The sequence below is a fragment of the Nocardioides sp. YIM B13467 genome (assembly GCF_042788075.1).
Classification (GTDB): domain Bacteria; phylum Actinomycetota; class Actinomycetes; order Propionibacteriales; family Nocardioidaceae; genus Nocardioides.
On the sequence record NZ_JBHZPJ010000009.1, the window covers coordinates 89,710 to 113,490 of the forward strand.

A 23,781-nucleotide genomic window follows, 5' to 3' on the forward strand; every position below is an offset into this window, starting at 1 on the left:
ATCGTCGGCTGGTGGGACATCGCCAAGGTGACCAGCCTCCACCCCACCTAGGCGACGCAAGCCGACGAGTCCTACCGCCTGACCGTCACCCTCAACGAGCACAACGGGACGTTCGACTACAACGAGGTCAGCAGGTCCTCTGAATGGAACGCAGGTTTCACCGACGACGGTGTCGGTCTTGGCGGCATGCTGCAGTGGCACTCCGGCAAACGCGTCGAAAGTCCTGGGGCTTCCAATTCGGTGGCCTCACCGCTCCTCAACCGGCGGCGACGGCCCCGAAGTGGGCATTGAGCCGGCGGTCCACTCCTTCGAGACCAGTCGGACCCAGGACCCGCTCTTCGGCTGGCTCCAGTCTCACGACTGGAGCCACAAAGCTTCCTTGGCAGGCTCTTTGCGAACTAGTGCGAGCGGCACGTTGGGTTTTCAGCACGGCTAGCAGCAGCGGCCAGCACAGCGTTCCCGCCGAGGGTGGGGGCCCATTCAGGGCGTGGCTTCTTCGCCCCCGAACGGATCGATCCCACCACGCTCTTACCCGAGTTCGATGAGTTGGCACCGCCCTGGCGAGCGCGGCGGGACCAACGCGTTCCCGTCCCCCGAAGAGCGTGAGACGATGCCCGAGTTCACGGCAGTCACTCGAGGGGATGTCATGTCAGATCAACAGAGCATTGACCAGGGCAGCGTTCGGGCGCCAGCGGGCCCGATCGAGCGCCCGCAGACCCTCAGGCTGGCCGTGATCGGCATCTGGATCGGCGCAGCATTGGCCGCGCTCAGCGTCGTCGTCGTGTATGTCGAGATGCTCGCGGTGGTCGCAAGCAACAACGCGCGCCTTGAGGAGAAGTATGGAGACAGCTACGTCCGCATGGACAGCCTCTCCGAGGCCGGCATCTGGCTGTCCGTTGGCATTGCCGCGGCCTGGGCTCTGATCGAGATCGCATTGTGGATAACAATGGCGTTCACCAACCGAAGCGGCTACGGATGGGCAAGAATCGCGGCAACCGTCATGGGAGCCATAGGCCTTCTGTTCGCAGTGGCCAACTTCGCACTATCGATAGTTCAAGAAAATCTCGTCGCAATCTCCGTAGTTTACAACCTGGCAAATCAGGCGTTGACCATCGCCATCGTCGTGCTGCTCTGGATGCCCGCTTCGACGGCTTACTACAGCGCTAGGAAACACGAGCGAGCAGCCAAAGTTGTCACCCAACCGTGACTTTCCCCGAGACAGCGTCGACCTCCACGGACCAAGTGGGTCGCGTTGCAGGATGAGCGACTATCGATATCAAAGACTCGGCTTCTGCTCTACACCTTCGAAGACCCCATTAGAAATCTCTGGGGGACAACCGGGATTCATCTCCGTGTGCTGGGACGGATTACTGGGGTTGACGCAGATTCCGTAGGTATCCCCGCGACGCATACTCTTGCGGTAGATGCTGGTCTTACCGTAGAACGTCTGCCCATTGAAGTCGTATCGATAGACAACGATGTATGAGCTCCCGGCATCTGTCAGCTCGAGAACTTCGGCGCTACCTTGCTCAGTAAGTGCGCTTGCATCGTCTCCCTCGCGGGTGAAGAGAAACCACACAACTCCGATGAAAACAGCGACCACAGCGGCTAGGGAGCCGACTCCGATCAAAACCCATTTGAGCACACGCATCTCCTATTCGAGCAACTGCAGGCTGGACAACAATGACGAGGCTAGCCGACGACCAGTCTCGGTGTCCGTTACGGCAGCATGGACGAGGTACGTCGTGGCACCGTCCGATGCGACCAACACACCGTTGTGCAACCGGACTCCTTCACGGATCCCATCCACAGGCATTTTGAATGCTGCGACCGCCCCAGGAACGTCAACAGACTCTGGACGGGGTCGTTCTCCATCGGCAGGGCGCCGCAGAGGCGCGCTGATCCGATCGGTCTCCGCGAGAAGGCGATGTCGTACCCCGTCAGCCGACTCCTGTGCACCCGGGCGGGCGGCGACGACGAGGCTGATCAGGCTGTTCCCGTTGCCGATCCATTGCCACATCTGACCGTAGGTCCCCCGGGTGTAGGTCGGCGACCCGAGGGGCGCCACCAAAGCGACGCCGCCGAGATCGACTGCCCTTATCGGCACCGAAGCAATGTCATCGTTGGCGTGTCCAGCCGTCACAGTTCCGGGCTCCCGCCAACTCCGCCCGGTCGCGTCTCTCATGCGACGTCGACAAACTCGGTCGTGTTCGGCGGCCGAACCAGCGTGCGTTGCGTTGCTGTTTGCTTAGCACCGCCGTCTACTGGCCCGATCTCCTGGTCTGCCTGCGTAACGGTCGTTGCTCGAACGACCACCTGCCCATGGTCTATGGCGATATCCGCGGCACGGGACATGTCGCCCGACTTCAGCGCCTCCTCCATCTCGCCCCACATGACGTTATCGCGACTCATCTTGAGTTCGACGTCCCCGCCTCCACCTGATCCAAGGCCCGGGATATCGAGGCCCAACTTCTGGTTCGCGATCTCGCCCGTCAGTGCACCCGATAGACTTACCTCTTGAGGAGCGCCACGTAAGTTGGTCTTCACTTCCCCCGAGAAGTCGAAAGCTCCTCCTGCTTTCACCCCGGCTTCCGGAATGCCACCCTTTACGTCCAACGACCCCTCAACTCTGATGCCGTACTCACGCTTCTCCTCGTCGTACCAGCCTTCAGCACGGGCACCGGTGTTGCTCCCGACGTACGGGGTCTCGAACCCGATATCACCCTTCGCGTATAGACCGACCTTTCGACTGGTCACATTCTGATCATTGATGTATTCGGCGAGTCCGGCGGGCATCGGTCTACCAGCGCTCCAACTAACATCCTTCGCCGCGTCGTCAAGACCGGCTAGGAACCGTTCGGCCTCCGCCTTGGACTTGAAAGTGATCTCGAAGTCTGTAAAGCCTCCAACACCGGCACTGGCCTCGACCTCGCCGTTCACTCCGAGCCCGACCCCGGCCCCCATTTTGAGCGACATCTTGACTTCCCCGTTCTGCATGACCCGATACTGCGCGGATCCCTCGAAGTCGGCCGTGAGGAATTTGTAGACCGGAATACTCCCTTCGAGATACGTCATGATGGTGTCGATGGCAATTTCATCGCCGAGCAATTCGGCGATCTCCCCGGGGCTCATCCTGTCGAGCGACGGCGGCAGTTGGGATGCCACTGCTTCCTTGATGGTCCCATCGCCACCACGGGTCATTCCTGCGACCACATCCGCCATCGACTTGGCGAGCCCAACGTCGGCGGCCTCAGCACGCTTGAGCGCCTTCTCGATTCGATCGACGAACTCCTTCGCTTGCATGGCCTGGTCCGCGAGCGCCTCTTCATAGCGGCGCTCATCGTCCTGGAAATGGTAGGACGGGCGCATCGGATCTGGCGGCTCAAGCTTGGGCGGCTCGACCTCGCCCGTACGGTGGTTCACCTTGTAGCCCTCGCCTGACGCTTCGTTGAGGACTGCGTGCAGGTCGTCCTGCGCGCCCTTGATCTCTTTGCCGGCTTCCTTCGAGGCGAGGGCGAGATCAGATAGTTGAGCAGCGATATCGTTGAGTTTTAGCCGCTTCTCCTCGTAGGCCTTCAAAGCTTCGGCCCGAGCAGGCGCGACCCAAGACTCAGGAGGCTTGGCATCGTTGATCTCGTCCTGAAGCCTCACCACGATCGTGCGTTTGTCGTAGAAGTACTCGGCCAGGCTGTCGATGACGCTCGGCTTCCACGCCAGCACCTCATCAATGGTGACCATCAGAGACCACCGCCGTTCATACGCTCCTCGAGGTAGGCAGTGCGGTCGCTGGGCGACTCACGTGGGTCGAAGGTTGCCGGGCCACGGCTCACCGTGATTCCCGAGGAGCCATTCTGGAAGCCGTGGTTGACAACAGACTCTTGCTTCCTGCCCTCATCTGCGGCTTGTTGATCGGCGGTCTCGTACTCTCTTGTCGCTTTGTTCAAAGCCTCCGCCTGCTCGGTTGCGCCTTCACACCAAGACTTGAAACGACCGTGGAACTCATTCGTCAGTTGGGTCACCTGGCGGGCTGCCGCACCACCTGGCATGGCAGTCGCCACCTCCGGGACACGGTCCGTAGGATTCGCGTTCGCAACCTGGTCTCTCGCGTCGTCCCATGCACCTGCGGCACGCCGCATATCCGACGGCGTCACCCTGATCGTCTCTGTGGGATTGCTGTCGATCAGCATGCCTTGCCCCCAGATGCGGCGTGCGAAACCTCAGAATCCGCAGCTTTCGCACCGTTGCCGGCTTCGTCTAGAACCTCCAAGGCGGCCTGGACGTTCACGACCGACTACCCGAGTCAGCCGTTGGTTCGACCAACCCCGATGCGAACGTCGTTCTGGTCTTGGTGCGCATAAAACCCCCCGAGATTTGCCGCCCTTGACACCTTCGTCTTACCCGGCTCCCGGCAGTCTAAACGTAAAATTTCTACAGTGTCAGGGTCAGACTGTCACTTGGTCGGGGAGATTCGCGACGACGTGGCGCGTCTGACGTGCCGGCCCATAGAGTTGCTCGCGGCACTGCGGACATCAAACGCTCACGGCGCTGGCTCGACGAATAGACGTCGGACCCGCGCCGTGTGATCAGCGAATCGATGCGTACTAGTTGCGGCGGCGCTTCTCGTCGCCGGAGTCGTCGCCCTGCGGTGCGTTCGGGACCCAGCCACGGGAGGCTCCGGGGTCCAGGACGTCGCTTGCGGTCTCGGTCCAGTCGTCGGTGTAGTCGGCTTCCCACTCTTGGTTCTGGGTGCCGTTCTGGTCCCGCTTCTTGGCGCCGCGGCCGCCGGCCCCACTGGCTCCGGCGCGACCACCCGCGCCGCCGCGGCCGGCGCCACGTCCTCCGGCACCGGTGCCACGCGCGCCGGCTCCCGTGCCACGTGCTCCCGCACCGCGGCCTCCAGCACCAGCGCCAGCTCCCGCGCGGGCACCGGCAGCGCCGGCCCTGGCGGCTGTGGACCGGGCAGCGGCTGACCTCGATGCCGCGCCGGCAGTTGCTGCCTTCGCAGACGCACCAGCGGAGAGCTTGCTGGCGATCGCCTTGGCGACGCCGGCACCGAGCAGGGCACCGCCGCCGGCGATCGCGAGGGCAGACATGCCGCCCGTCCCGCCAGCGAGCGGCGCAAGGCCGTCAGCGGTCTCGACCATTGCGTACGAGGTCGCGGGAGCGGGGGTGCCGTCGGCGTTGATCCACTCGGTGCCGTTCCACTCGGGCTTGTTCTCGGCCTTGTGCGCCTCGATGTTGGCCTTCTCCTGAGCGATCAGCTCGTGGCCCCAGCCGTCGGGGTAGAGAGTGCCGGAGTTGTACTTCGCCATTCGGGCTTCTGCGGCCGCTACCTGACTCGCCGACCCGGGAGAACCCGAACTGCCGGCAGGAACCGGATCAGAACCGCTGCCATCGTCATAGAGAGCCCGGACCTTCGGCTCAGCATCGTCAACCGAAGTGTCGACGTCCTGCACCTGCTGCGCAGCGGCCCGCTCCGCATCGGCGATCGCGGCCTCCCGCGCGGCGTGGGCGGCACGATCAGCTTGGAGGGCCTTCTGGTTCTCCGTCGCCTGAGCTGCGTCGACTCCTGTCCCAGACTGGGCGTACTTCGGATCGGATGCATTCGGCGCGGCACCATGGGTCGCAGGCAGGGTTGCCTCGAGCCTGGCGTACTCGCGCATCGCGGTGGTGATCTTTGCTCGTACGTCCTGCATCGCCTCGACGGCTGCTTTGATCACTTCGCTCTTGTCGGTCGTCTTGTTGCCCGAAGCCTCCATGTTGCGACGAGCGGCTTGACCTGACATCGACGCCGCCGAAAAACCGTCCTCTGCAGCCTTCCCGCTCTGGACGAGCACCGATCCAGACGTGCGGAACTGGCGCTCCGCCTCTCTCCAACTATCGATCAGCATGTCGATCGTGGACGGGTCCGCTCCGGAGACGTAGGTCCGAAGACGTTCCATCCATGGGCCTCGTGTTGACACGCGCTTTCCTCCCCGAGCGTTCGAGACAAGGGGTCCGATCGCCCCGCGATCCCATTAGACAACACATCCGACCAGGTCGTCACCGTCGTTCATCAGTTGCCCTAGAGTGCGGTCACATGAGGACGTCTCGGGCGATCGCGATCGCCGCTCTGACCCTGGTCACCGCGACTGGTTTCGCCGGGTGCGGAAATGACACGCCCACCACAGAGCCGACCACTGACGTATCGGGCTCGGCGACGGCAGAGCCGTCCGGGTCAAGCGGTCCGGAGGTTCCGGCTGATTGGCAGGTCGCATCGGTAGAGGTAGCGCAACTGCAGGTCCCCGCGAACTGGAACATCAGGTCCAGCGGTGATCTTTCGTTGAGCATGCGTGCGCCGGAGGATGCCATCGGCATCTCGCCTGGCGCAGCAATCTTCCAGGGCGGTGTACATGCGGGCGAAGGAGACGGCGAAGCGGCTGTTGACGCTCTTGCGGCCCTTGAGGAGAAGGCCCTGGCAGATGACGTTCAGAATCTGAAGCGCCTGCCGAATGAGACGATCAACGGGTCGACCTTCTATCACTTCCAAGGCGACACCGGACACGAGTGGGAGGATCACTACGGAACAGTGGTTCCCGGCGGCGATCACAGCGTGACAGTCACCTGGCGATTCACGAAGTCGGACATCGACCGCAAGGGCGCCGAGGCTCTGATCGCCGAGATCATGCCGACATACAAGGCTCTTTGAGCCAGGCTGATCTCGTCAGATCATCGGGATCTTCCCACGGAATTCCTTGCTGAAGATCACGAGCGGGTTGCTCATCACGGCCAGTGCCTCAGCCATCTTCTTCGCGACGATGGCTGCGCCCTCGTCCGTCGCAGCAATGTCGTGGATGGCGTCGTCGACGGCGCTGGCGTACTTCTCCAGACCCTCGACGGTCTCCTTCTTCGCCTTGCCGATGTTCTCGTGACCCTTGATCACCGCGTTGGCGAGCCACTCGCCCTTGGCTGAACCACCGAACGCGCTCGCTGCCGGGGCGCGCCCGAGGTCGAGGCTCTGAACCAGACCCTTCTGCTCCTCGAGGTCCCGATGGACCTTGTTCAGATTGTCGTAGTCAACGGTGAGCTCGTCGCCGTTACCCATGGTCCGCCCTCCCGAGGCTTCCGTACGCACCCCCGGCGGGTGCCTCAGTAGGAGTAGTACACCATGGCTCACAGGGCGACGGGCAGGGTTGCGTAGCCGCGAAGGATGCGGGTGGGGCGGCGCACGGGTTCGCCTTGGACGCGCAGGGCAGGGAAGCGCTCGAACAGCATGCGGAGGCCTACGCGGGCCTCGAGGCGGGCGAGGCTGGCGCCGAGGCAGAAGTGGGCGCCGGCGGAGAAGGAGAGGTGCTGGTCGGCGTTGGGCCGGGTGATGTCGTACGTGTCGGGGTCCTCGAACACCGACGGGTCCCGGTTGGCGCCACCGAGGACGACGGCGACGGCGGTGCCCTTGGCGACGTCCACGCCCGCCACGCTCGTGGCGGCGTAGGCCTCGCGGACGGTGGCCATGACCGGTGGGTCCCAGCGCAGGGTCTCCTCGATGACACAGTCAACAAGAGACGGATCGTCGAGGAGCAGCGAGCGCTGAGCCGGGTGAGCGTCCAGGGCCGCGACCGCGTTGCCGAGCAGGTTGACGGTCGTCTCGAAACCGGCCGCCAGGAGCAGGAGACCGAGGGCGTGGAGTTCGATGTCGTCGAGGTCGCCGGCGATCACGAGCGCGCTGAGGAGGTCGTCGCCGGGGTCGGGGCGGAGGCGGCGTACGTGTTCCTCGAACCAGTGGTGTAGGGACCTCATCGCGGTCTCGACCTGGGCGTAGTCGCGCCACGACAACCCCGGATCGAGGATGGCGGCGGCCTGGTCGCCCCAGCGCAGGATGTCGGCACGATCCGCGGCAGGCACTCCCAACAGCTCGGCGATCACGGCGATCGGGAGCTTCGCGGCGTACTCCTCGATGATGTCGACGCGCCCCTCGCGCGGGTCGATCTCGTCGAGCAGGTCGCCGGCGACCGCGGTGACCATCTCGGCCATCGAGCTGATCCGGCGGGCGGTGAACGCCTTCGAGACGTGCTTGCGGTAGCGGGTGTGCAGCGGTGGGTCGACGGCGAGCATCGACGGCGGGTCGACCGGACCGAGGGCGTCGGGCGCGCTCACCTTGCCGAGCAGCCACCGCAGCGGCACGGGCAGCTCGCCCTGGCCGTCACCGACGCCGAAGTCGCTGCTGCGCAGGATCTCGTTGGCGGCGGCGTACGACACCGTGCCGGCCATGAACGGGTTGATGTGGATCGGGCCGCGCGCTCGCAGACGGCCGTAGTCCGGCTCGTCCCGCGACCACATCAGCTCGGCGAGCGGGTCGCCACGCCTCGACGCGAAGCTCAGCACCGCTCGGTTGATGCCCTGGGAGAGAGCCCAGCGGGCGTACGACCTCGGCCTCTCGAGCAGTGACTGTTCAGGCCGAGGCATCGGCCAGCTCCTCACGGAACTCGTGGGTGCCGATCCGGCCCATCAGCGGCGCCAGGTCGGCCAGCAGGTCGGCGAAGGTCGCCTCGTAATCCTCCTGCGACAGCGTCGGGTCGAGCTGCGCCTGGAACCGGATCCGCCACCGGTGCCGGAGAGCCTGGGCCAGACGGTCCGGGCTGCCGAAGGCCTCGGCATAGGCCGGTGACCACGGCAGGCGCCGCGCGAAGCCGGATCGCAGCTCCGTCTCCGCCTCGTTCAGCAGCCGGTAGCGCTCATGGGTCTGCGTCCACGTCATGGTCCTCACCGTCTCCGTCGTCGTCGGGATGGTTCGACGCTACGGATCGGCGACGCCTCGGCGCATCGGCCGCTGGCAGGCACCTTCGTTCCTACCGTGGTAGGAGAGCGGCCGCCTGCCGTGGTCGGATGCGACGCGACTCCCGCGTTTCTAGACTGAACGGCATGAGTGTCCAGGACTCGGCTCGCGATGTGCGTGACTTCCTGGAACAGCGCTGCCGCAGCAAGAACCTCGACATCCCCTGGTGGGCGCCGCTGCTGTCGGCATTCGGGCTCCTCGCGATGGTCACCGTCGCGGTGCTCCAGCGCGAGGCCGCCGGCGACATGGTCATTGCGGGCCTGGTCATCGTCGTCCCGTCGCTGAGCATCTTCTTCATCCCGAACACCGGCGAGTGGCTCAAGAACCACATGTGGGTCGTCGACCTCGTCCCGACCCTCGCCGGGTCGGCCTGGCTGATGTCGCAGCCCGCCTCCGCGTTCTGGCCACAGCACGACTTCGCGCCGGCGGTGCTGGTCCCGCTGACCCTCGAGATGGTCGTCCGCGAAGGCTTCCGGACCGGGACTATCTACGCGATCGCCTCGGCCGTGGTGATGGGGATCTTCGCCTCCGACACACCCAGCGGCGTCGGGGTCCACTTCCTGCTGCTCTTCGTCGGCTGGATCCTCGGGCTGCTGATCCTCGCCCAGATGCGGGCGCTGCGGGCCGAACGACAGGCGCGATCGCAGGAGCACGCTCGCGCGACCGAGGCCGAGCGCATCCGGATCGCTCGCGAGATCCACGACCTGGTGGGGCACTCGCTCTCGATCACCCTCCTGCACCTGACCGCGGCGCGGCGCTCCGTCGCAGAGGGCGACGAACCGGACGAGGCGGTGTCCGCGCTCACCGAGGCGGAGGCCGTCGGGCGCCGGGCGATGGCCGAGATCCGGCGTACGATCGGGGTGCTGTCGGCCTCCGGCGCCGGGACGGCACCGCTCCCTGGGGCCGCGGACGTGGTCCGGCTCGTGGAGGAGGGCCGCAGCGCGGGCCAGGCGATCACGTTCTCGTCCTCCGGCGACCTCTCGCGCATCGACGCCGGGGTCGGGCTGGGCATCTACCGGATCCTGCAGGAGTCTCTCGCCAACGCCATCCGGCACGCACCCGGCGCACCGGTCTCGGTCTCGCTGGCGGTCGCCGACGGCGTACGTCTCTCCGTGCAGAACCCGCTCGTCGGCACCCGGCGCGCGGTCGGCGAGGGGTCCGGGCTGGCCGGCATGACAGCCCGCGCCGAGCAGCTCCGCGGCCGGTTGTCGGCGGGAGCCGAGGAGTCGATGTGGAAGGTTGACCTGGTGATCCCATCGCACTGTCACGTACGCAAGGCCCTCGCATGACGTCGGTCAACCCCGCCACCACCAACACAGCCTCGCCGATCCGGGTGGTCGTGGTCGACGACCAGGAGCTCGTACGCAGCGGCCTGCGCCGCATCCTGCGGCGGCGCGACGGGCTGGAGATCGTCGCCGAGTGCGGAGATGGCTCGGAGGTGGTCGCGGCACTCGAGGCCAACCCGGCCGATGTCGTGGTCATGGATCTCCGGATGCGGCAGGTCGACGGGATCACCGCCACCGGCCTGGTGCGGGCGCTGCCGTCGGCGCCGCCGGTGCTGGTACTGACCACGTTCGACGAGGACGAGCTCGTCTCCGGCGCACTTCGCGCCGGGGCTGCCGGCTTCATCCTCAAGGACTCTCCCGCCGAGGAGCTGGTGATGGCCGTACGCTCCGTCGCCCTCGGCGACGCCTGGCTCGACCCCGCCATCACCGGCCGCGTCCTGGCCACCTACCGCTCAGCCGTCGCACCGGCTTCGAGCGCCGTCGAGGTCTCCGAGCTCACCGACCGCGAGCTCGAGGTCCTCCGCGGCGTCGCCTCCGGCTGGACCAACTCCGAGATCGCCGAGCGGCTCGTCATCTCCGAGCTCACCGTCAAGTCCCACATCGGCCGCATCTTCGCCAAGCTCGACCTCCGCGATCGTGCCGCCGCCATCGTCTTCGCGTACGACCACGGCATCGTCCGACCAGCCACCTGAAATGCAGCGATGCCAGGCGCGCAGTCGCACACCTGGCATCGCCGTTCAGAGGTCTCAGCGAAGGCTGGCCTCGACCTCCACCACATAGGTCGCCGTGGTGTAGCCCGGCTTGGTGACCGTCACTACCAGCCTGAGAGAGGCGTTCCGCCACTCACGGATCAGCGCGAGCGACTGCTCCGCACCGACCTCCTCGTAGTCGGGCCTGCTCTGGCCGATCTTCTTGCGCCGGATCTGCCAGGAGTACGCCACCTCGGCACCCTCCGGTGCGGTGAACTCCGCACTGATGGTCTCGGGGATCCACACGTTTCCGCTGATCACCGGCTCATCGACGGCCGAAAGAAGGCCTTCGCTGACAGCGCCGGACGGCGCCGATACGGCCGTGCCCGGGTCCCAGCTGTCTTTGGTCACCGAGACCTCCACCGACATCGCCGCGCCGAGGTCATCGACGCCCAAGACGTACGTCTTCGCGGTGGCTCCAGGGACACGGACACCGTCACGCCGCCACTGGAAGGCGGCCGCGGTCCCGTCCGCGCTCCAGACACCCGGCGTGGCAGTGAGCGTCTCGCCGACTCGCGGCGTACCGGTAACCGTCGGCGGTTCGGTGTTCGTCAGCGGACCGTGCGAGACGACGTCGGTCGCCGACGAGGTGGCGGTAGCCGAGGCATATCCGGTCTTCTCCGCGGTCACCTCCACGCTGAGCCGGTGGCCCGCGTCCGGCTCACCGATGACGTACGTCGCCTCGACCGCGCCCTCGACCGGCTCGCCGTCCCGCAGCCACTGATGACTCACCGAGACGTCGGTGACGTCCCACTCGCCGCTGGTGGCCGCGAGCGTCTCTCCGACGAGCGCCCTGCCCGAGACCGTCGGAACGGCGACCGAGGTGATCGCGGGTGGCTGCTTCTCCTCGATGACGATGTCGCGGGTCACCGCCCCGGCATCACTCTCCGTAATCGTGAACTCCTCGGACTCTGCCGGGACGTGCACGTCGTCCCACAGATCGACGGCCACCCGGTAGGTCCCCGGCTCCAGCGCTCGGCTGCTGTAACGGCCGTCGTCGTCGGTGTAGGCGTAGGTTTCCTGGACCCACTCCCCGCCGGAGGCGAGTCGTTGGATCTGGACCTCGGCCCACTCAACCGGGCTGCCGTCGGCGAGCGACACCCGGCCCGCCACCGTTGCACCCAGACTCAGCACGGCGTCGGCCGTGCTGGTCTCGCGGAGGCCGACGACGACATCGTCAGCTTCCGCGAAGGACGATGCGTCCGAAAACCACTCGCTCCGGTGTCCCTGGTTGCTGGTGAACAGGATGCGGTAGGCGCCCGCCGGGACGCCGCGGACCTTGTAGGTGCCGTTCCCGTAGTCGAGATAGCCGCTGCGCACGTACTCCTCGGTGTCGGCGCTGTAGACCTCGACGTATCCGTCGCTGATCGTCTCACCGTCCGAACCGGTCAGGGAACCAATGATCAGGCCGCCGGTCGACACCTGCAGATCGGCCGTGACCGGCTCACCGTCGACCACCTCGACGGTTCGAGAGGTGTTATCGGCGTAGAGGTAGTCGTCCTCGATGTAGAACATCAGCTCGTACTGGCCGGACTGCAGACCGGAGAAGGCGTAGGACCCGTCCTCGCCCGACCTCTTGGACCCGATCCACTCCCACTCCTCGGCGTCGTAGACGTCGACGGAGACACCGGGGACCGGCTGTCCGGCGTCGTCGGTGACGGTTCCGGTGATCGCCCCGTTCCCGGCGCTCGACGCCAGCTCGGCGTCGACCGGACCTGATTCACCGGCGATCACGTCGGTGGCGTCGCCCACAGTGGCCGCGTCGGGGAAGAACTCTCGCTTCCAGCCGCTGCCCGAGAATCCGACCCGGTAGGTCCCGCCGGGCTTCAGCGCGCCGAACGTGTATCGGCCGTCGCTGTCGGTGGAGACGACGTCGACCACGTCCCAGCCGTCAGCCGGTTCGTACAACTGCACCGCGATGTCGTCGAGCGGCTCGCCGGTCTCGCTGGTGACGGTGCCGGAGATCGCCACGCCCATGGCCAGCGAGGCGTCGATCCCGCTCACGATCCCGGAGCCGACCACGACGTTGGTCGCCTGCTCACGGGTGGCCGCGTCGTTGTAGTACTCATTGAGGAAACCGAGGCTGTCGGCCTCGAAGCCGACCTTGTAGCTGCCGCCAGGGAGGTTCAGCTGGTAGGTCCCGTCGGCCCCCGTGTCGGTCCCGCGAACCCGGTCCCACTCATGCGCCTCCTCGTTGAAGGACCAGGCACTGGCGTACACGCTCCCGACCGGGTTGCCGTCGGCGTCGGTGACCCGGCCGGTGATCTGACCGTACGCCGACATGACTGCGTCGATGCCCGAGGTCTCGCTCAGCCCGACGCTGACCGTCTTGGCGGCGTGGACCGTGCTTGCTGCTTCATAGAAAACGGGCGCGAGCGTGGCCGGCTCGGAGTAGTTCTCGTAGTTGACCTCGGAAAAGCCGAAGCGATAGTCGCCCGCGGGGACGTAGAGACCGTAGTCGCCTCTCTCGTCGGTAACCACGCGATAGGTGTGGCGCTCCTCCCAGTACCCGTCGGCAGAAAGGAGATAGGTATCCACGGTGATGCCCGCAAGCGGTTCCCCCGAGGTGCCCTCGACGTGACCCGTCACGATGCCGTGGGGCACCTCCGCGAGTTCACGGTCGATCCCGGTCAGGTCGACGCCACTCTCCACGACCTGCTCGACGTACGTCTCCGTCTCCCAACGCACTGTCTCGTTGCGAAGACCAGGCTTGCCCTCGCCACCGCTGCGGTCCGATGTGTTGAACACGATGTGATAGGTGCCGGCAGGCACCCGGAGCTCATAAGTGCCGTCTGCGGACGTGATGCCCTGGTCGACGACGTTGTCGAGCCAGGCACCGCCGTCGTCCGCGCGAGCCTCCAGACGGATGCCAGCCAGCGGGCCGGCCCCTGCGCCCGTCACCGTTCCAGTGATCACACTGTTGGCGACGAGCTCGAAGTCGGCCGTCACCGGCCCGTCAGTGACGACGAGGTCGGTCCCGCCCTCGTTCGGCCACTCGGCGTCCGATCCGTAGACAGCATTGGGGTAGTGGCCGTTGGCCGACCTGGCCATGAGTCGGTAGGTGCCGGCCGTCAACGGCAGGTCGTACGACCCGTCCTCCGCCGTCGTCGCCGCGATGTCGTTCCAGCGGTCGTCGTGGCACGGCCGCCAGTAGTCCTCTTCAAAGCAGTAGGCGGTCACGGTGACGTCGGCGATGCCCGCGCCTGTGTCTGCGTCCAGTACCCGACCGGTAACCCCCGGTCCGTCGAGAGCGGCCGCCGGTGAGGCTCCGCTCAGGAAGACCACCGTGGCGGTGGCCAGGAGCACCGCCAGCAAACCAGCGAGCGCTCGAACAATGGCTCTCATCTGCGTCTTTCCATACCTAGGTCGCGGTGCGTGCCCTCCCGCAGAGATCGGCCGCGCCGACAGGGCGGGCTCAGTTTGGAGTAACCAAAACCACGCGAAAGTAACCAGGTCCACTCACCGTGGAAACAGTCATGCCGAGGCGTCAGGCACGTCGGCCGAGTGGGCAGCAGGGTGACGTCTCGACCGACGTGGGTGACGCCTCGACCGACGGGCGTGACGCCTCGGCGGGGGTCGTCAGGTGGTGGTGGCGAGGACGAGGGGGTGGACGGTGGCGGCGCCGGCGTCGAGGAGGGCTCGGGCGGCGAGGGTGACGGTCCAGCCGGTGGCGATGCGGTCATCGATGAGGAGTACGCCGGCGCCGGGCGGGACATCGGCCTGGAGCGAGAAGCGGCGGCCGATGGCGGCGACGCGCTGGGCGGAGTTGGAGGCGCCCTGGCCGGGGCCGACGTCGGGATCGACGATGGCCCACGAGCCGAGGACGGGGACGCGGAGATAGCGCGAGAGGCCTTCGGCGAAGTCGTGGGTCAGCGTGGGGCGGGTCGAGGACTCGACGTAGACGATGCCGCCGACCCGAGGACGCCAGTCGCCGAGGACCTCGACGACCGCCTTCACCAGCGGCACCGGGACCGGGCCGTCCTGAGCGGGTTCGCGGAAGAGGTCGCGCAGCGCCTGGCCGTAGCCGAGGTCGGTCAGCCGCGCGACCGCACGTCCCTCGAGCGGGCCGTCCTTGATCTTGCCCTTGAGCGAGATGCCGAGCCGGTCGAGGCCGGTGGGCCACATCTTCTTCGGCTCCACGACCACCCCGGGGCGCGACAGCCGCGCCGAGGCCTCCTCGACCGCTCCCTCGGAGACCGACGACGTCACCGCGAAGCCACCGCAGTTGTCACACCGGCCGCAGTCGACGGCACCGGGATCGTCGAGCTGCTCGCGCAGGAACCGCATCCGGCACTGATCGGTCGAGATGTAGGCGAGCATCGCGTCCTGCTCGCGGCGCCGGGCCTCTGCGACCCGGGCGTACCGCTCCGCGTCGTAGTCCCACGGGACACCGGTCGCCTCCCAGCCACCGCCGACCCGGCGGGCGGCGCCGTCGACGTCGAGCACCTTGAGCATCTGCTCCAGGCGTGACCGCGACAGGTCGACGTACGTCTCCAACGCCTGCGTCGACAGGGCCCGGCCGGCCTCGGACAGGACCCCGAGGGTCTGGCGCACCTGCTCCTCGCGCGGGAACGCCAACGAGGCGAAGTAGGCCCAGATGTCGCGGTCCTCGACGCCGGGGAGCAGCACCACGGATGCGTCGGAGGTGCCACGCCCGGCACGGCCGACCTGCTGGTAGTAGGAGACCGGCGAGGAGGGCGCGCCCATGTTGACCACGAACCCGAGGGTCGCGTCGAAGCCCATCCCGAGCGCCGAGGTCGCCACCAGCGCCTTGACCTTCCCGGCGGCCAGCGACTCCTCCAGGTCGGCCCGCTCCGCCGCCTCCGTGCGCCCGGAGTAGGCGGCCACGTCATGACCGCGCGAGCGCAGATAGTCGGCGATCTCCTCGGTCGCGGCCACGGTCAGGCAGTAGACGATGCCCGACCCTGGCTGCTCGGAGAGATGGTCGGAGAGCCAGGCCAGCCGCTGCTCAGGAGTCTTCAATGTGACCACCCCGAGCCGCAGCGACTCCCGGTCCAGCGAGCCGCGCAGCACGAGGACGCCCTCACCCATCTGCTCGGCGACGTCCGAGGTCACCCGAGAGTTGGCGGTCGCGGTCGTCGAGAGCACCGGGATCCCGTCGGGAAGGTCGGCCAGTAGTGTGCGGATCCGGCGGTAGTCGGGCCGGAAGTCATGCCCCCAGTCGGAGATGCAGTGGGCCTCGTCGACCACCAGCAGGCCACACTCGGCAGCCAGCCGAGGCAGCACCGCGTCGCGGAACTTCGGGTTGTTGAGCCGCTCGGGGGAGACGAGCAGGACATCCACCTCGCCGGCGTGGATGGCCTCCTCGATCGAGATCCAGTCCTCGGGGTTGGTCGAGTTGATCGTCACCGCCCGGATCCCGGCCCGCTGCGCCGCCGCGATCTGGTTGCGCATCAGCGCGAGCAGCGGCGAGACGATCACGGTCGGCCCGAGACCGGCCTCGCGCAGCAGCAGCGTCGCCACGAAGTAGACCGCCGACTTCCCCCAACCGGTCTTCTGCACGACCAGCGCCCGGCGACGCTCGACGGCGAGCGCCGAGATCGCCGACCACTGGTCCTCGCGCAGGGCCGCATCCGGGCGCCCCACCAGCGCCTGCAGATGCGCCTCAGCACGAGCACGTACGTCAACGGCCGGATCAGTCATGACCACAGGTCTATCAGGGACCGCCCACAGAGTTGTCCAGCGCCAACCGGGGCCAGTCGGACAGGTCGGCCAGCATCTGCCGGTCGTGCGTGGCCACCACCACCGCGGCGGGCGTCGCGCGCAACGCCACCGTCAGCTCGTCGACCAGCCCGGCCGAGAGGTGGTTGGTCGGCTCGTCCAGGACCAGCACCTGCGGGAGCGAGGCCAGCCGAAGCGCCAGCTCGAGCCGCCGCTGCTGCCCTTGGGACAGCCGCGCGGCAGGCGTACGCCGCGCCTCGGCGTCCACCAGTCCGGTCGACCGGAGCGACGGGATCGCCCGCTCCGGCACCATCCCGGCGGCGACCAGCTGGCCACAGTGCTGGGAGTAGACCTCCGCCGCCGTCAGGCCCGGCGCCCACTCGGGCTCCTCCTGACCGACGAGCGCGACCCGCACCCCCGACGATGTCCATACCGACCCCTCGGACGGCGGAAGTACGCCGTCCAGCACCTGCAGCAACGTCGACTTGCCCGCCCCGTTCGGACCGGTGACGACGAGCCGCTCGCCGCCGTCGAGAGCGAACGAGACGGGTCCGGGCAACCGGCCGGGCACGCGTACGCCTTCACACCGCAGCAGCGTGCCCCCGACATCCGAGGAGAGCACCGGGAACCGCAACGACATCGGCGGCTCCGGCACGGAGATGCGGTGCGCCTCGAGCGCCGCGAGGTCACGGTTGAAGGAGCGCACCAGACCGGGCGCTCGGGTCTGTCGTTGATGCTTGCCGGTGCCCTTCGGCGGGCGCCAGCCGGCGCTCAGCCGGTCCCGCGCCGCCGAGACCGAGTCCTGCAGCCGCCGGTGCTCCTCCTGCTGAGCCGCGTAGTCCTGCTCCCAGCGCTCCCGGTCGCGGCGCCGACCGTCCTGCCAGCCCTGGTAGCCACCGGCGTACGTCCTGGGCCGGCCGTCCTCGCTCGGATCCAGGTCGAGGAACTCCTCGCCGACCTCGCGCAGCAGCGCGCGATCGTGGGAGACGAGCACGACTCCGCCGGCATGGGCCCGGACCCGCTCGGTCAGGAACGCCAGCCCCGACGCGTCGAGATGGTTGGTCGGTTCGTCGAGCACGAGGAGGTCGTGGTGGGCCCCGAGCAGACAGGCCAGCCGCACCCGGTAGCGCTGGCCGACCGACAGCGTCGCCAGCTCTCGTCCGTGATCGGTGCACGCACCGAGCGCCTCCAAGGCGATCTGGACCCGGCGGTCGGCGTCCCAGGCGTCCAGCGAGGTCGCACGCTCCAGCGCGGCGGCGTACGTCCCGCCGGAGTCCGTCGGGTCGTCCGACAACGCCGCGGCCGCGTCGTCGAGTGCGCGGAGCGCGAAGTGGGACTCGGCCAGAGCGGCGGAGGTGAGGGTGCCGACGGTGTCCCCGGCGCGTATATCCAAGGCCTGCTGCGCGATCCCGAGACTGCCGTGCCGTTGCACATGGCCGGAGTCGGGATCAAGCAGCCCGGCGAGGACGTGGAGCAGCGTGGTCTTGCCCCGACCGTTCTCGCCGACGATGGCCAACCGGGACCGGTTGGCGGCGGAGACGGTCAGGGAGACGCCGCGCAGAACGGGGCGACCGCCGCGGGTGACGGAGATGTCCTCGGCGCGCAGGTGGGCAGAGGTGTGGTGGGTCTGTACAGACACGAAAGTGAACTTCCAGCTCGCATACGGGAGCCGGGAAAGCGAGATCAGCTACCCGGCTAGGAGGCAGCTGAACGATCGCGCCGTCGCGAGCGTCGCGAGGCGAGTGCGCCGGCAAGGCGCCAGCGCGAAGGCAGGCTGGACGCCTGTTGAGCGCTGGCAACGCCGCCGGCGTGCCGCATCGCGGCGCGCAGCAGGCGGGATCGTTCGGCTGTCTCCGTAGGGCCGGACAGCGGCGTGAGTATGCCTCGCAGCGCCGCCGTCAGGCGGCGGGGCGCAGGCGCATGTAGGCGATACCGGAGTACATGCCTCCAGGGTAGACAGCGACGACCCGTCCACGCGAACCGTTATTCACCGAGCGCACAAACAAACGCCGAGCCGGCGCTGTTGGTCCTCCCCCACGGGGACCCGCAGAACCGGCCCGGCATCTCCAGTATGCGTCCAATCGCCGAACCGGCATAACCACACGCCCGAATTCGTACTTTAGTTACCCAAAGCGGTCGACGGCGCCGCCTCCAGAAGGAAAACGACGCCGTCGGACGACTCTGTTGTCAGTGTGGCGGGATCAGCTCACGGAGACCGCGGTCCACGTCGCCTCGACCGCCGCGACCTCTGGGCTGGAGGCACCGTAGAGGTCCGAGGCCGCCTGCACCGTAGCGTCGCGCGCGCCGGCGTAGTCGGTGGTCGAGGTGAAGTAGGTCGAGTTGGCCCGGAACCAGATCTGCTCCGCCTTGTCGCGACCGATCCCGGCGATCGTCGAGCCGTCACAGGTCGTGCTCGAGTGCTCGACCCCACCGATCGTCTTCGTGCCCGAGCCCTCGGAGAGCAGGTAGAAGAAGTGGTTGCCGACGCCGCTGGAGTAGTGGACGTCGAGGTTGCCGGTCGAGGACGACCAGCAGTTGACCGAGTTGCCGTCGACGGACGGGTTGTCCATCCGGCGCAGCGGGTCGCCACCGTCGAGGATGAACGACTCACCGATCAGATAGTCGCCCTGGTCCTCGGCGTTGTCGGCGTAGAACTCGACCGCCGTGCCGAAGATGTCCGAGGTCGACTCGTTGAGGCCACCGGACTCACCGGAGTACTCCAGGCCCGAGGTGTTCTCGGTGACACCGTGGGTCATCTCGTGGCCCGCGACGTCCAGCGAGACCAGCGGCCCGTAGCCGACACCGTCGCCGTCGCCGTACGTCATCTTCTCGCCGTCCCAGAACGCGTTGACGTAGTCGTTGCCGTAGTGGACCCGGTTGTAGGAGCCCGAGCCGTCGCCGAAGATGCCGTCGCGGGCGTGGACGTTCTTGAAGTAGTCCCAGGTGACGTTGGTGCCGTACTGCGCGTCGGCCGCCGCGGTCGCCCGGTCGTCGTTGGAGCCGTTGCCGAAGGTCGTGGTCGGGCTCGTGACCACCGTCCCGGCCGCGCAGCCGAACCCGAGGAGCTGGCACAGCAGGCTGTCCTCGGCGTTGTTCATGTCGGTCGTGTAGGTGCCGCCGCGGGTCTCGTCACGCAGCTCGTACGTCGATCCGTTCTGCTTCACCTGCAGCGGGACGGTCCCGGAGTAGAGGGTGTTGCCCTCGCCGTCGATGGTGTGGATGCCCTCGACCCGGCGCAGCACCTTGCCGGTCTCCGCGTCGACGTACGTCGCCAGGCGCGAGGGGGTGCCGTCGGCCTGCTTGCCCTTGGTGGTCACCCGCCACGCCAGCGTCGGGGTGCCGTCGACAGCGTCGACGACGAGCTCGGGTGCGTACTTCTTGTCGGCCTGGAGCTTGGTGATCTTCTTGGTGACGGCGTCGAGGGTCAGCGCGGCCTTGGTGGCCGCGGCCCCGGTGACGGCCGGCTTCACCGAGAGGTCGAGCACCTTGGTCAGCCCCTGGGAGACCGAGGTCAGGGTGCCGGCCTTGCTCTGGTGGGCGACCAGGTCGCCGCCGACGACCTCGAGGCCCTCGTACGTCCGGTTCATCCGGACGTGGGTGGCGCCGTTGGCGTCCTTCAGGGTCACCACGGGCTCGAGCTCCTGGCCCGCGCCGACCTTCCAGGTCGACGGCTTGCTCGTCAGCGCGCTGATCGCCTTGTCCGCGATCGACTCGTCGTCGATGACCTTCTGGGCAGCCAGGGTCTCTGGCGTGATGGCGGAGGCGGAGTCGGCAGGGGTGGCGCCGGCCGGGCTTCCGAAGGAGGCGATGAAGGCGGTTCCTGCAACGGCGGCAGCGGTGGTGGCACCAGCCGCTCGAACGAATCTACGCATGGGGGTTCTCCTCGAGATCAGGACCAGGATCGGACCGGATCCTTCCACCCGAATCGGGTGTGCGACCGAACAAATTCCTGCAATGCAGCTTTATGAAGCGGTCGCCCCGCGTAACTCGTTTACGTCGTTATCAAGAATTAACCAAACGCACCCGGGGGCATATCACCAGATGCGCACTCGGTCCTCCGGATCGAGCCACAGTCCGTCGCCGGGAGCGGTGCCGAAAACCTCGTGGAACTCGTCCAGGTTCCGCGCGATGTTGGCACGGAACTCGGGCGGGCTGTGCGGGTCGATCGTGAGGTACTGCTGCGCCTGCTCCTTGCGTCGCACCGTACGCCACACGTAGGCCCAGTTGAGGAAGAGCCGCTGCCGGTCGCCGACGCCGGCGGAACCGCCGGCGGCGAGCATGTAGGCGGTGTGCGCGATCGTCAGGCCACCCAGGTCGCCGATGTTCTCGCCGACGGTCAGCGCACCGTTGACGAACTCACCCGGCAGGTCCCGCGGCGAGAGCGCCGAATACTGCTCGATGAGCGCCTTGGTCTTCACCTCGAAGGCCGCCTTGTCCTCCGGCGACCACCAGTCCTGCATGTTGCCGTCGCCGTCGAACTGGGCGCCCTGGTCGTCGAAGCCGTGCCCGACCTCGTGACCGATGACCGCGCCGATGCCGCCGTAGTTCTCCGCCGGGTGCGCGTCCTTGTCGAAGAACGGGCGCTGCAGGATCCCGGCCGGGAAGCAGATCTCGTTGGTGCCGGGGTTGTAGTAGGCGTTGACCGTCTGCGGCAGCATGAACCACTCGTCGCGGTCCACCGGGCTGCCGAGCTTGCCGAGCTGCCGGTCGGTCTCGAAGACCGAGGCGGCCGAGACGTTGCCGATCAGGTCGTCCTTGGAGATGGTCAGCGCCGAGTAGTCGCGCCACTTCGACGGGTAGCCGATCTTCGGCGTGAACTTGTCGAGCTTCTCGTACGCCTTCTCCTTGGTCTCCTCACCCATCCAGTCGAGCTCGGAGATCGACTTGCGGTAGGCCTCCAGGAGGTTGTGGACGAGCTCGTCCATCTGCGCCTTCGCCTCGGGCGGGAAGTGACGCGCGGCGTACTCCTTGCCGACCGCCTCACCGATCGCGCCCTCCACGATCGCCACCCCGCGCTTCCAGCGTTCGCGCAGCTCTGGGGTGCCGTTGAGGGTGCGCCCGTAGAAGTCGAAGTTGGTCTCGACGAAGTCGTCGGTCAGGTAGGGAGCCGCCCAGCGGAGCACGTGGAAGTAGAGCCACAGCTTCCAGTCGTCGATGTCGACCTCGCCGAGCACGGTGGAGAGGTGCGAGAAGAACGACGGCTGCCGCACGACCACCTCACCGAGCACCGCCTCGGTGGTCAGCTTCGAGCCGGAGAGGTTGCGGACGTACGCATCCCAGTTGAAGTTGGGGGCCAGCTCGCGCAGCTCGGCGAGGGTCAGCAGGTTGTAGGTCTTCTGCTTGTCGCGGGTCTCCTCGCGCGCCCAGTGGCCCTCGGCCAGGCGGGTGTCGATCCGGATGATCGTCTCGGCGGCCGCACGCGGGTCGGGGTGCTCGGCGAGCTCGTAGAGGCGGGTCAGGTAGTCGGCGTACTTCCCCAGCACCTCGGCGAACTTCTCGTCGAAGTAGTAGTCCTTGTCGGGCAGCCCGAGGCCACCCTGGAGCAGGTTGAAGATGTAGCGGTCGGACTGCTTGTCGTCGTTGTCGACGTAGGAGCCGAACAGCCCGTGACCGCCGATCCGCTCGACCTCGCCCAGGAACGCCGCCAGGTCGTCCGCGTCGCGGAGCCCGTCCACGGCGGCCCTCAGACCATCGAGAGGACGTACGCCGCGCGCGGCCACCCCCTCCACGTCCATGAAGCTCGCGAAGAGGTCGCCGATCTTCTGGGCGTCGCTGCCCGGCTCGCCGCCCGAGGCCGCGAGCTCCTCGATGATCGCGCGTACGTCCTTCTCGGCCTGGTCGGCGAGCATCACGAACGGCCCCCAGCTCGACCGGTCGGACGGAATCTCGACCTCCCGGAGCCAGGTGCCGTTGACGAACCCGAACAGGTCGTCCTGCGGCCGAATGCTGTCATCCATGCCCGGACGGGCGTCATCGAGGATCGTCACGCCCCCCAGCGTAGATGCGAGGTCCCAAGCAGGTCAGCAACAACCCCGGATCAGCCCGGTTTGACGATGCGGTTCATCTCGAAGTGCATGGGGTCGGTCCACTTCCAGTTGCCGCCCCAGGTGAAGCCCCAGCGCTCGAAGATGGAGACGACGGTGCGGTCCATCTCGCCGACGGTGCCGCGCTGGTTGCCGGCGGTGTTGAGGTCGACGGCGGTGCCGAAGGCGTGGTTGGAGAGCTGGGTGGTGTTGGCGATGAAGCGGGGGTAGTAGCAGCCCGCGTATTGCGACGGATTGATCTTCTTGGCCAAGCCGCGGTCGACGACCTCCTGCAGCGCGGCGCGCAGCTGCGGGATCATCACCTTGTTGCAGGTCACCGAGCCGAGGATCGGCACCTGGGCGGTCACGATGTGGGAGCTGACCCAGCTCGAGGCCGGAGTGATGGTGCCGTCGCCGTTGGCCCGGTAGGTGTAGTTGCCGACGGCTTCGGCGACGGTGCCGACGACGTACGCCTTCTGGGGAGCGTTGGGGTCGAGACCCGCGCGGGCGACGACGTCGAGGCGCTGGACCGAGGCGTCCGAGCCGACGACTTTCTGGATCGGCTCGACGACTCGGTTGGGGGCGATGGCGGCGGTGGAGACGATGAGCGCGTTGCCCTTCTCCATGCCCATCTCCTCGCCCCACTTGTGGTTGACGACCGCCGCGGCGAGACCCGGCGGCTGGGGAGCGTAGGCACCGACGTGGACAGAGGCCGCGTCCTTCTTCGAGCCGAGCCGCACGAAGCCGTCCTTGTCGGCCGGGAGCTCGTCCTGGCGCTCGGGGTCGATCGCCACCTCGCCGCCGGCGACGCGCTGCCAGACCTCGTCGGAGTCGGCGCTCTGGAAGGGGGCGAAGTTGCGGTAGGTGGACGGGTCGACGGCGACCACCTTCACCAGCCGTCCCTCGACGCTGACCTGGGCCATCGAGATCTGCTCGACGCCGGAGACGCCGTCGAGTCCCCGGATCTTCTTGACGTCGCCGGACGAGAGGGTGTCCTCGGAGAGGATGAGCAGGTCGGTGGAGTGCAGCGTGCCCTCACGCTTGCCGGGGATGTCGACGGCGTGGGAGGGATCGGCGATGGGGCTCTCGTCCTTCGCTGCCCCGCTGGCGCTCGGACTCGGGCTGCCGCTCGACGACGCCGGCTTCGACGGCTCACCCGCACAGGCAGCCAGGGTCACCACGAGCACCGCACCGATCGCCGCAGACGCTCTCCACGAGACCATTCGCAT

Annotated in this window: 17 protein-coding genes; 4 read left to right on the forward strand and 13 right to left on the reverse strand. The window is 67.4% G+C overall.

Annotated features, from left to right (window positions below):
- Positions 1-610: 610 nt before the first annotated feature.
- Positions 611-1,207 (forward strand): hypothetical protein, encoded by a 597-nt coding sequence (locus ACFX43_RS02720; protein ID WP_378816702.1) that lies wholly within the window; start codon positions 611-613, stop codon positions 1,205-1,207.
- Positions 1,208-1,276: 69 nt separating this feature from the next.
- Here the strand turns inward: ACFX43_RS02720 and ACFX43_RS02725 are convergent, their stop codons facing one another.
- The 4 genes from ACFX43_RS02725 to ACFX43_RS02740 form a co-directional block, all read right to left on the reverse strand.
- Complete coding sequence (locus ACFX43_RS02725; protein ID WP_378816704.1) at positions 1,277-1,645, reverse strand: hypothetical protein; 369 nt, start codon at positions 1,643-1,645, stop codon at positions 1,277-1,279.
- A 536-nt stretch (positions 1,646-2,181) separates the two neighbouring features.
- Positions 2,182-3,738 (reverse strand): hypothetical protein, encoded by a 1,557-nt coding sequence (locus ACFX43_RS02730; protein WP_378816707.1) that lies wholly within the window; start codon positions 3,736-3,738, stop codon positions 2,182-2,184.
- Positions 3,738-4,187: a WXG100 family type VII secretion target gene (locus ACFX43_RS02735; protein WP_378816709.1), complete on the reverse strand. Its 450-nt coding sequence runs from the start codon at positions 4,185-4,187 to the stop codon at positions 3,738-3,740. Before ACFX43_RS02735 ends, ACFX43_RS02730 begins: the two co-directional genes overlap by 1 nt.
- A 414-nt stretch (positions 4,188-4,601) precedes the next feature.
- Entirely contained in the window at positions 4,602-5,786 is a 1,185-nt protein-coding gene (locus tag ACFX43_RS02740; RefSeq protein WP_378816711.1) for a hypothetical protein, read from the reverse strand.
- A 293-nt stretch (positions 5,787-6,079) separates the two neighbouring features.
- On the opposite strand from ACFX43_RS02740, the gene ACFX43_RS02745 reads away from it, so the two are divergent.
- The gene (locus ACFX43_RS02745; protein ID WP_378816712.1) at positions 6,080-6,688 is read left to right on the forward strand and encodes a hypothetical protein; all 609 of its coding nucleotides are present in this window, start codon (positions 6,080-6,082) and stop codon (positions 6,686-6,688) included.
- A 15-nt stretch (positions 6,689-6,703) separates the two neighbouring features.
- Here ACFX43_RS02745 and ACFX43_RS02750 read toward each other — a convergent pair whose 3' ends face one another.
- The 3 genes from ACFX43_RS02750 to ACFX43_RS02760 all read right to left on the reverse strand — a co-directional run bounded on the left by ACFX43_RS02750 (position 6,704) and on the right by ACFX43_RS02760 (position 8,734).
- Positions 6,704-7,084, reverse strand: a complete 381-nt coding sequence (locus ACFX43_RS02750) for a hypothetical protein (RefSeq protein ID WP_378816715.1) — start codon at positions 7,082-7,084, stop codon at positions 6,704-6,706.
- 68 nt (positions 7,085-7,152) lie between these two features.
- Positions 7,153-8,442, reverse strand: coding sequence for a cytochrome P450 (locus tag ACFX43_RS02755; RefSeq protein WP_378816717.1), 1,290 nt, complete (start codon positions 8,440-8,442; stop codon positions 7,153-7,155).
- Positions 8,429-8,734, reverse strand: a complete 306-nt coding sequence (locus ACFX43_RS02760) for a hypothetical protein (RefSeq protein ID WP_378816719.1) — start codon at positions 8,732-8,734, stop codon at positions 8,429-8,431. The genes ACFX43_RS02755 and ACFX43_RS02760 overlap by 14 nt, the downstream gene beginning before the upstream one ends.
- Positions 8,735-8,898: 164 nt before the next feature.
- Here ACFX43_RS02760 and ACFX43_RS02765 point away from each other — a divergent pair, with 164 nt between their 5' ends.
- Both ACFX43_RS02765 and ACFX43_RS02770 read left to right on the forward strand, forming a co-directional pair.
- Positions 8,899-10,101, forward strand: a complete 1,203-nt coding sequence (locus ACFX43_RS02765; RefSeq protein ID WP_378816722.1) for a sensor histidine kinase — start codon at positions 8,899-8,901, stop codon at positions 10,099-10,101.
- Positions 10,098-10,790: a response regulator gene (locus ACFX43_RS02770; RefSeq protein WP_378816725.1), complete on the forward strand. Its 693-nt coding sequence runs from the start codon at positions 10,098-10,100 to the stop codon at positions 10,788-10,790. Before ACFX43_RS02765 ends, ACFX43_RS02770 begins: the two co-directional genes overlap by 4 nt.
- Positions 10,791-10,844: 54 nt before the next feature.
- On the opposite strand, the gene ACFX43_RS02775 is transcribed toward ACFX43_RS02770, so the two are convergent.
- The 6 genes from ACFX43_RS02775 to ACFX43_RS02800 all read right to left on the reverse strand — a co-directional run bounded on the left by ACFX43_RS02775 (position 10,845) and on the right by ACFX43_RS02800 (position 23,775).
- Positions 10,845-14,192: a carboxypeptidase regulatory-like domain-containing protein gene (locus tag ACFX43_RS02775; protein ID WP_378816728.1), complete on the reverse strand. Its 3,348-nt coding sequence runs from the start codon at positions 14,190-14,192 to the stop codon at positions 10,845-10,847.
- 234 nt (positions 14,193-14,426) lie between these two features.
- Positions 14,427-16,511: a DEAD/DEAH box helicase gene (locus ACFX43_RS02780; protein ID WP_378816730.1), complete on the reverse strand. Its 2,085-nt coding sequence runs from the start codon at positions 16,509-16,511 to the stop codon at positions 14,427-14,429.
- A 13-nt stretch (positions 16,512-16,524) separates the two neighbouring features.
- Positions 16,525-18,168 carry an ABC-F family ATP-binding cassette domain-containing protein gene (locus ACFX43_RS02785; protein WP_378816733.1) on the reverse strand — a complete coding sequence of 548 codons (1,644 nt, stop codon included), beginning with the start codon at positions 18,166-18,168 and terminating at the stop codon, positions 16,525-16,527.
- Positions 18,169-18,730: 562 nt separating this feature from the next.
- The gene (locus ACFX43_RS02790; RefSeq protein WP_378816735.1) at positions 18,731-20,401 is read right to left on the reverse strand and encodes a M4 family metallopeptidase; all 1,671 of its coding nucleotides are present in this window, start codon (positions 20,399-20,401) and stop codon (positions 18,731-18,733) included.
- A 162-nt stretch (positions 20,402-20,563) separates the two neighbouring features.
- Complete coding sequence (locus ACFX43_RS02795; protein WP_378816738.1) at positions 20,564-22,516, reverse strand: M13 family metallopeptidase; 1,953 nt, start codon at positions 22,514-22,516, stop codon at positions 20,564-20,566.
- A 50-nt stretch (positions 22,517-22,566) separates the two neighbouring features.
- Positions 22,567-23,775, reverse strand: a complete 1,209-nt coding sequence (locus ACFX43_RS02800; RefSeq protein ID WP_378816741.1) for a M15 family metallopeptidase — start codon at positions 23,773-23,775, stop codon at positions 22,567-22,569.
- Positions 23,776-23,781 lie beyond the last annotated feature (6 nt).